7 protein-coding genes are annotated in these 7,781 nt (G+C 54.0%); 1 reads left to right on the top strand and 6 read right to left on the bottom strand.

Annotated elements, in window-relative coordinates; translation table 11 throughout:
* Window positions 1-117: 117 nt before the first annotated feature.
* The 6 genes from LPA02S_RS09655 to LPA02S_RS09630 form a co-directional block, all read right to left on the bottom strand.
* Complete coding sequence (locus LPA02S_RS09655; RefSeq protein WP_054651651.1) at window positions 118-1,044, bottom strand: DMT family transporter; 927 nt, start codon at window positions 1,042-1,044, stop codon at window positions 118-120.
* A 51-nt stretch (window positions 1,045-1,095) separates the two neighbouring features.
* Window positions 1,096-1,659, bottom strand: coding sequence for a DNA-3-methyladenine glycosylase I (locus tag LPA02S_RS09650; RefSeq protein WP_056956299.1), 564 nt, complete (start codon window positions 1,657-1,659; stop codon window positions 1,096-1,098).
* A gap of 153 nt (window positions 1,660-1,812) precedes the next feature.
* Window positions 1,813-2,268 carry a universal stress protein gene (locus LPA02S_RS09645; RefSeq protein ID WP_054651647.1) on the bottom strand — a complete coding sequence of 152 codons (456 nt, stop codon included), beginning with the start codon at window positions 2,266-2,268 and terminating at the stop codon, window positions 1,813-1,815.
* A gap of 232 nt (window positions 2,269-2,500) precedes the next feature.
* Window positions 2,501-4,399, bottom strand: coding sequence for an asparagine synthase (glutamine-hydrolyzing) (gene asnB / locus LPA02S_RS09640; protein WP_054651645.1), 1,899 nt, complete (start codon window positions 4,397-4,399; stop codon window positions 2,501-2,503).
* Window positions 4,400-4,707: 308 nt separating this feature from the next.
* On the bottom strand, window positions 4,708-5,589 hold the full coding sequence (locus LPA02S_RS11900) for a TPM domain-containing protein (RefSeq protein ID WP_056956298.1): 882 nt from the start codon (window positions 5,587-5,589) through the stop codon (window positions 4,708-4,710).
* A gap of 9 nt (window positions 5,590-5,598) precedes the next feature.
* A complete protein-coding gene (locus LPA02S_RS09630; RefSeq protein ID WP_054651640.1) occupies window positions 5,599-6,213 on the bottom strand; it encodes a LemA family protein in 615 nt (204 codons plus the stop codon).
* A 227-nt stretch (window positions 6,214-6,440) separates the two neighbouring features.
* Between LPA02S_RS09630 and LPA02S_RS09625 the strand changes: the two genes are divergently transcribed.
* Entirely contained in the window at window positions 6,441-7,388 is a 948-nt protein-coding gene (locus LPA02S_RS09625) for a hypothetical protein (protein WP_056956297.1), read from the top strand.
* Window positions 7,389-7,781 lie beyond the last annotated feature (393 nt).

The following is a 7,781-nucleotide window of genomic DNA, read 5'->3' as shown; positions in this document are numbered from 1 at the left end:
AACCGGCCAGACCCGCCACACGGAGCCATCACGCCAGTACGACCAGCCACTAGCAGCGGTCCACCAAGTCGGAGCACACCACGGCACCCCCCGGCCAGACCCGCCACCCGTCACATTTTATCCATCTTCATCCACTCCCGACCGGTGTGGCGGCGTCTTGGGCGTCAGCACGCCCATTAGCCCCACGGTGAACAGGATAATCAGTCCACCGACCGCTTCCCAGAAATCGAGGCGTAAATGCATAAACAGCACACCCGCAACCACCGCTCCCAGTGGTTCAAAGGCGTCCAGTAAGCCAACCACGGTTGGAGCAACGTAGCGTAGACTCACCAGGTACATCGCGTACGCCAAAATGGTCCCAAACACTAACACAAAACCATATGCGGCCCACATTACGGTGGTCATAGCGGGTGTACGCTCCCAAAACGGCCGGTAAGCAGTAATAACGGCTCCACCAATCATCATTGACCATGCCGAAACCGCCACGCCCGAGTAGTGCGCCAATAACCATCGAGGAATCAACGTGTAACCTGCCGCTGCAACGGCCGCCAATAACCCCCACCACAGTGCCTGCGGTGAGATTGCCAACTGGGTCACACGCCCTTTGGTTACTACTAATAGCGTCCCCATCATGGCCAAAGCAATGGTCATAAAGTCCGCCCGTCGCGGCACCGTGTGGGTACTCACTGCAACCCACCCCAAAATGAGGATGGGAGCCAAATACTGCATAATGGTGGCCGTAGCCGCGTTCGACACCGCGACCGTCTGAAAGTAAATTAATTGCATGGTAATCATGCCGAAAAAGGTAAACAGTAGCAGCTGCACCACAGCTTTGCGGCTACGCCAAACTGCTAGCATACCGGACGGATCGCGCACTAAACAATACAAGCCTAAGACAATCCCGCCAAACAGCATCTTGCTACCAATCAGCCATAACAAATCCACCCCGTGGCGAAATAGGTACTCGCTACACGGACCCGATACGCCCCATAGACCCGCGGCCCCGCCTGCGAGCAACATACCCCACAACCGTCGTTTTTGCATAACCACACCCCCATGTATAGGCCTGATTATACGCCGCCCACAACGCCGAACCTAGCCCGTCACGACCACGCGGTTATCAATCACCCCCGCTCCCTGCAAGTAATTATGCATAATGACCGGACCCACAAAGGTAAACCCGCGGCGCTTCATGTCCTGACTGACGGTGTCCGCCAACGGGGAGCGCTGCGGTAAGTCGTGGTAATCCTGCCAGTGCCCCACCTGCTGGCACCCACCCGTAAAGTGCCACACGTATGCATCCAACGTACCCCATTCTGCAATTAACGTTTGCAGGGCGCGCGCATTGGTGATAACCGCCGCCACTTTGCGCCGGTTCCGCATAATCCGCTCGTCCTGGAGCAACCCATCAACCTCAGCTGGTCCCATCGCCGCAATCCGGTCCACATTGAGATCCGCAAAGGCGGCACCGATACCGGCACGCTTGCGCAAAGCCAACTGCCAGCTCAGACCCGCCGCCATAATCTCTAGGACCAGCAATTCAAAGAGGTAGCGGTCATCATGACTAGGCTGACCCCACTCCGTGTCGTAGTAATGCCGCAGCTCTGGCGTGCGGTTCGGCCAGAAATCCTTTGCACGTGCTAACTCTAACTGATTCATGTTCGTTCACCCCATATAGTTTGCCATCAGCGTCATGTGTAATTTCGCCAAAATAGCAGTGGGGACTACGAATTAAAATCGATAACAAAAAAATCCCTACGGCCGAAGTAACCCGGCTGCGGGGACTAGTTTTTGCGCATTATCGCGCCCAATTTAATTCTTCGGTGCGCCTTTGACAATCAGCACGTCACATGGCGCCGTACGGTTCACGTACTCCGTCACGCTACCGACCAGCATGCGCTCAAAGGCGTTGAGCCCGGTAGCACCAATGATGATGATATCCGACTTGTATTCGTGTGGAAAATCGGTCGAAATAACGTTCTTGGGGTTACCAAAACGCACGTGGATGTGCACGTCCGTGACGCCCTCATCCTTAGCGCGTGACTCCAGGCCCTCAAGGTACTCTTGCGCGTCCTGGGTCAGCTGATAAATGGCGTCGCCAGAAATCATACCGCCATAGCTACCAATGAACTGCTTGGTATCAAGGACGTTGAGGATATCCATCCGAGCGTGGTTGGCAACGGCCACCTTGAGCGCCTTTTGAAAGGCCAGGTCAGCCTCTTGGGATCCGTCCACCGGAACTAATAACCGTTTGTATTCTTGTTCCATTCCAATCACTCCCTACTTGTTTGTACCTTAAGCATACGGCGACGCCCGCCCAAAAACAAGAGAAACCGCTTCATTTACTCACGAAAATATAGCGCTGTCATAATCCTTGTGACCGGCGCAATGCTCGCGCAACTGCATGCTGTCATACCGCTTAACATAACGGCGACCATTTTTTTGAGTCTACACAAAGGGGGCCACCATTATGGTCGCCCCCTGATACGCACCACGAAAGTTAGTCGTCGTTGTGCGTTGTTGCAATTAATTCATCCACAAAGACTTCTGGATACTTGCGTTCGATATAAACTTGGTGCCAAACCATGAAGGTCAGGACCGTCCACACTTTGCGGGAGTTGTCCGCTTTGCCTGCACGGTGGTCCGCCAACAACTGACGAACGTAATCCTTGTTGATGTAGTCGTCCACCTGGGCCTCGTTGATAATGTTATCAGCCCAATCGGCCAGCTCATTCTTCAACCAGAAGCGGATAGGCACAGGGAACCCGAGCTTACGACGGTACAACACGTTGTCCGGCGTGAAGCTTTCGGCCGCCTTACGCAGGATGTACTTCGTCGTCCCGTGAGCCACACGCAGGTTCGCCGGAATGGTCCGGGCAAACTTGAAGACTTCCTTGTCGATAAACGGCGTCCGGAGTTCGAGGCTGGCAGCCATCGACGTCCGGTCCGCGTTCAGCAGCAAGTCACCAACCAACCAGGTGTGCATGTCAATGTCCTGCATCCGGGTAATCGGGTCGAGTTGTGCGTTGCGACCGTACAGGCCACTAGTCACTTCCGTGTACGGGTAGTCGGGGTTGTAGTGCTCCAGCAACTGACTCTTTTCGGCCTCACTGAAGATTTTGGCGTTACCCACGAAACGCTCTTCCAAAGGCGTGGTGCCACGCTCCAAGAAGCTCTTACCCTTCATCCCGGTAGGCATCATGTGTGATACACCGCGCAGTACGTGGTTGACTGGCCGTGGCATGTGTTCAAACATGCTCAGAGAATTGGGTTCGTTGTAGATTGTGTAACCACCAAAGAATTCGTCGGCCCCCTCACCCGTCAGCGCAACTTTGCAGTACTTACGGGCCAAACGGGTCAGGAAGTACTGGGGCACTGCGGCCGGATCCGCTAACGGATCGTCCATGGCGTACACGAAGCGTGGAAAGGCCTGCGCAAATTCCTCTGGCGTGATCATCTCGCTGATGTTCTCTACGTCCAGACGTTCCGCGGTTTCCTTCGCAACGTCAATTTCGTTGTAACCTTCACGCTCAAAGCCAACTGAGAAAGTCTTAATCTTAGGGCTGAGTTCACGCGCCAGCGCAACGATAATGGACGAGTCCACGCCGCCGGACAGGAACGAACCCACCGTCACGTCGGCACGCATGTGCTTAGCGACGCTGTCGCGCAACACGTCCGCGAGGTCCCGCGCGACTTTGTCCTCATCCGTCATGGTCTGGGGCGCAAAGGTTGGGTTAAAGTACTGGGTGGTCTTAAACGCCTCGCCCGGTTTCTTGGTGAAGTAGTGGCCGGCCTTCAGCTTGTGCATGGATGGCGTCAAGCTCTCCGGATCCGGCACATACTGGTACGTCATGTAATCTTGCAGGGCCCGGTCGTCAATGGAGCGGTCATCCAGCAGGCTGAGCAACGCCTTCTTTTCGGAGGCCAGGTACACGTTGCCGTCATCCGCTTCTGAGTAAAACAGGGGCTTAATCCCAAAGTGGTCACGGGCACCGTAAACCTCGTGCGTCTGGGTGTCCACCAGCATGAAGGCGAACATACCGCGGAGCTTGGAGGCTGCCTTCTCACCGTACTTCTGGTACATGCCCAAAATAACTTCGGTATCGCTATCGGTCGTGAACGTCTGGCCGTCAGCCTTCAGTTCGTCCCGCAACTCAATGTAGTTGTAGATTTCACCGTTAAACACGATCCAGTAACGCTGGTTATCGTGGGATAGCGGCTGACCACCATGACTCAAGTCGATGATACTCAACCGGCGAAAACCGACCGTAACGTCGTCATCGTGGTAGTATCCCTCATCGTCGGGCCCACGGTGGGTCAAAACTTTGTTCATGTGCTTCACATCGGACAATTGTACTGGCGTACCGTCCTGATGAATAACGCCGACAAACCCACACATATTCGTTCAACTCCTCATTTACATTAAACAACATTTGTTAGCAATCACTAATCCTGGCCGCAACAGCTACCCCCGTGAGTGCGGGGCAACGCTGAATTTAGTGGATAACAACGGCCTTAATACCTTAGAAATAGTACAAGAAAAACCGGATAAACGCAATGTTTGGACCGCTCTGCACGCCTGCGTTAGCATAATTGTAACTTCTGCGTGACAAAGTTAAATATCAAGGGGCTGTGAGGCTCCCGAAATATAACGATGGCCCAGTGGCAATCCCGCACTGAGGATTTTTACTGGGCCATCATTATATGCTAGACGGAGGCACCGCCACCGCCGCTGGAACCGCCACCGAAGCCGCCGCCCCCAAAACCGCCACCACCGAAGCCACCACCGCCGAAACCACCGGGTCCACCCCAGCGGTCATCAGGGCGACTACGACGAGTGCCGTCCAGGCTCATGCCCAGTAATAGCCACGGCCAAACGCTACCACGACGGCGCCCGCCACGGCCTGAGCCACCGGAACCACCGCCAAATAACACCGCGATGATGATAACTAGGATGACAATCGCCCCGACCGCCTTCACGATGAGTCCGGCAGCACTGCCACCATTATCGGAGCTAGTGGTGCGCGCCACGCGGCTTTGTGTGCCGTCCGCGCTCACAACTTTGTAACCATAATGGCGACTAACGACTTCAGCCACACCTTTGAACACCGCCCGCAGCCCGCGGTTGACGTTAGCGGCCTTGCTGGATTTAAGGTCGCTCAGGTGCGCGTTCAGCAGGTTGGCGGACTTGGCGTCGGTCATGTACGCCTCCATGCCGTAACCAACCTCAATGCGCACGTTATTTTTGCCACCATTTTTAGCAAAGAGGATGAGGATGCCGTTGTCCTTTCCCTTTTGCCCAATGCCCCACTTCTGGAACAGGTCGGGCGCGTAACTGTCAATGTCATCCCCACCCGTACTCTTAATGGCTGCTAGTACGACCTGCGGCTTGGCCTTCGTGGTCTGATAGTAGTCATTTTGTTTGGTCACCAGCGCGGTGGTTTCCTGATCCAACAGGCTAATCCCGTCGTAGTAATTCGCGTCCGGTTGTGCTGGTAGCGTAGCGGCACGCACCGCCGTCGTCCCCAGCGTCAACAGGGCGAGGCCTAACGCAAAGGCGGTAACGACCGTCCCCCAGAGTCTACGCATCGCACGTACCTACTTTCCGCTAGTACTACTGCTAGAAGAGTCAGTGTCGAGGTCAACCGATGGTGTGCTGTTCATAGCCTTACTGTCGGCCTTAAAGTACGCCTTGGTTCCCTTACCCATCATGTTGGCGATAATGTTCTTCGGGAACGTCACAACCTTGTTGTTGTACGTCTGCACGGCTTCGTTGTAGCGCTTGCGTTCAACGCTAATCCGGTTCTGTGAGCCCTCAAGTTGGCTCATCAACGTGCTAACCTGCTTGTTGCTGTTCAACGTTGGGTAGCTTTCACGAATCACAGAAATTAACGTGCCCACGCTGCTCGTCATCTCGGCGGTAGCATTGGCTTTATCCTTGGTGGAACTAGCGTTAGCGTAATCTTTACGCGCGTCCGCAATGGCGCCAAAGACCTTTTGTTCCTGCTGCATACTCCCCTTAACGGAGCTAACCAGGTTAGGAATCAGGTCGTACTGCCGCTGCGTAACGTTTTCCACCTGGCTCCACTGTTCGGTCACCTTCTGGTCGGACTTAACAATCGAGTTGTACGAGCTGATACCAAAGATGGCCAAAATAACGACCACGGCCGCCACTACGATTCCAGCGATGGCACCCCCACTTAGCTTCTTCATATTGTACTCTCCTTATATACGGGGGACATTAACCGTCACCCCTTTGAATAGTTATATTGTACCTTGTTCCACGCAAAATTACTCGGTCCAAAGACCTAGATGCCGGCATAAATTAATTAGTAGTATTTCTTTAACTTTGTGGGCCGTGTCATCATGCTACAATAACGTTGTGAAAGCGTGCCAGGGGTTGGTCCGTTACACTGGGCGTGTAGAGGAGGAAAATAACAATGAAGAAGAAATACATACTCACACTGGGAATCGCCGTACTACTTGTTTTGGGCGGGTGCGGGGCTAAGCAAAGTAGCTCGGATCAGTCCAGTAGTAGCAGTAGCTCGCAGCAGGTCACCAAAGTGGCGTACCAAAACCTGAGCGCCAAGCAACGCAAGCAGGTATCATTCCGCTTTCAGGCGAAGAGCGACGCCGGCAGCGATACTTTGTACAACGTTACCGCCAAGATTACAAATAAAACCAAGCGGGCAATCACGTTCAAGCGGTCGGCGTTCTTTATCGACCAAACTGCTAGTGGCAAAACCATCAAGGCGGACGCTACCGGACGGGTAACGGTGCAACCGGGTAAAAAAATCACCATCAAAAAGTTGTTTATTGACGTTAACGTCAGCGTCTTTAAGGGTGCCGGAACGTTCTATTACCTGAACACCGACTACCCGCTGGCGTACACGTACCACGCCCACCAGGGTTCCGGCACCACCGCAACGAGCCTCAAAGACAGCGCGGCAAAGGCTGCGCAAAGTCAGGCTGCCACTACTACCAGCTCAAGTAGTAGCGCAGCGACAAGCAATTCAAGCAGCAAAGCTACCAGTGCCAATGCCAACAGCACGAGTGGTTCTAGCAACTCGAACGCGACTGCGGGCAGCAGTACCGTGAACAGCAAAAACCTGACGCAGTCCCAACTGCAGGCATGGGCATTCAAGCATGCGTCCGCAGGTTACACCTTTGCCGTTACCCCCAACGATTTCACCTTCACCTTTGGCACTAATAGTGACGGGGAAGCAACCGTCACTGTGGCGGAGAACCATAGTTCAAGTAACATGCAGGCACAAAACGCGGACCCTAATACCAACCCAACAGTAGCTAGTTACACCGTGAACGCACAGGGCGAATTGGTTAACACCTACACACAGCAGGTGGTCGCATCAACGTACGACGCCAACTAGGACGAATTGCAACCATTTTTTGCATGTTTTGCGTTGAGAATGGTAAGTTCACCCAAAAACGTCAATGTTCGTTGACGGTATTGAGGGCGACATTATATACTTTAAGAGTTGAAAAGAGGCCATTGGGGGTGTAGCCCCAACGGCCTCAACAGTTCAGAATGATCTTGGTGGATCAGGGTTAACCCTTGCGGTTAGCCTTTTTTATTTCTCGGTAGGCACGCGCTAACCAGTAGCAAGCACGCGCCGCGATCAATAACGCAACGGCCGCCGGGACCATTACGTCCACCTCGATTCTTCCTTTTCATCATGATTGGCATCTCCGTTCAGATGGGATATTTGAGGGGTACCCCAATCATTCGGAGAACTGTTCAGGGCCGCCAACGCAAGTGCGCT

This window comes from Lacticaseibacillus pantheris DSM 15945 = JCM 12539 = NBRC 106106, from assembly GCF_001591865.1.
In the GTDB taxonomy this organism is placed as follows: Bacteria; Bacillota; Bacilli; order Lactobacillales; family Lactobacillaceae; genus Lacticaseibacillus; species Lacticaseibacillus pantheris.
This window is presented reverse-complemented; position numbering and strand designations above follow the sequence as displayed.

Excerpts from the sequence above, each read along its gene's own strand:
- LPA02S_RS09630 (WP_054651640.1), bottom strand. The coding sequence starts at position 6,213 with ATGAAGAAGCTAAGTGGGGGTGCCATCGCTGGAATCGTAGTGGCGGCC.
- LPA02S_RS09645 (WP_054651647.1), bottom strand. The coding sequence starts at position 2,268 with ATGGAACAAGAATACAAACGGTTATTAGTTCCGGTGGACGGATCCCAA.
- LPA02S_RS09625 (WP_056956297.1), top strand. The coding sequence starts at position 6,441 with ATGAAGAAGAAATACATACTCACACTGGGAATCGCCGTACTACTTGTT.
- LPA02S_RS09650 (WP_056956299.1), bottom strand. The coding sequence starts at position 1,659 with ATGAATCAGTTAGAGTTAGCACGTGCAAAGGATTTCTGGCCGAACCGC.
- LPA02S_RS11900 (WP_056956298.1), bottom strand. The coding sequence starts at position 5,589 with ATGCGTAGACTCTGGGGGACGGTCGTTACCGCCTTTGCGTTAGGCCTC.
- LPA02S_RS09655 (WP_054651651.1), bottom strand. The coding sequence starts at position 1,044 with ATGCAAAAACGACGGTTGTGGGGTATGTTGCTCGCAGGCGGGGCCGCG.
- asnB (WP_054651645.1), bottom strand. The coding sequence starts at position 4,399 with ATGTGTGGGTTTGTCGGCGTTATTCATCAGGACGGTACGCCAGTACAA.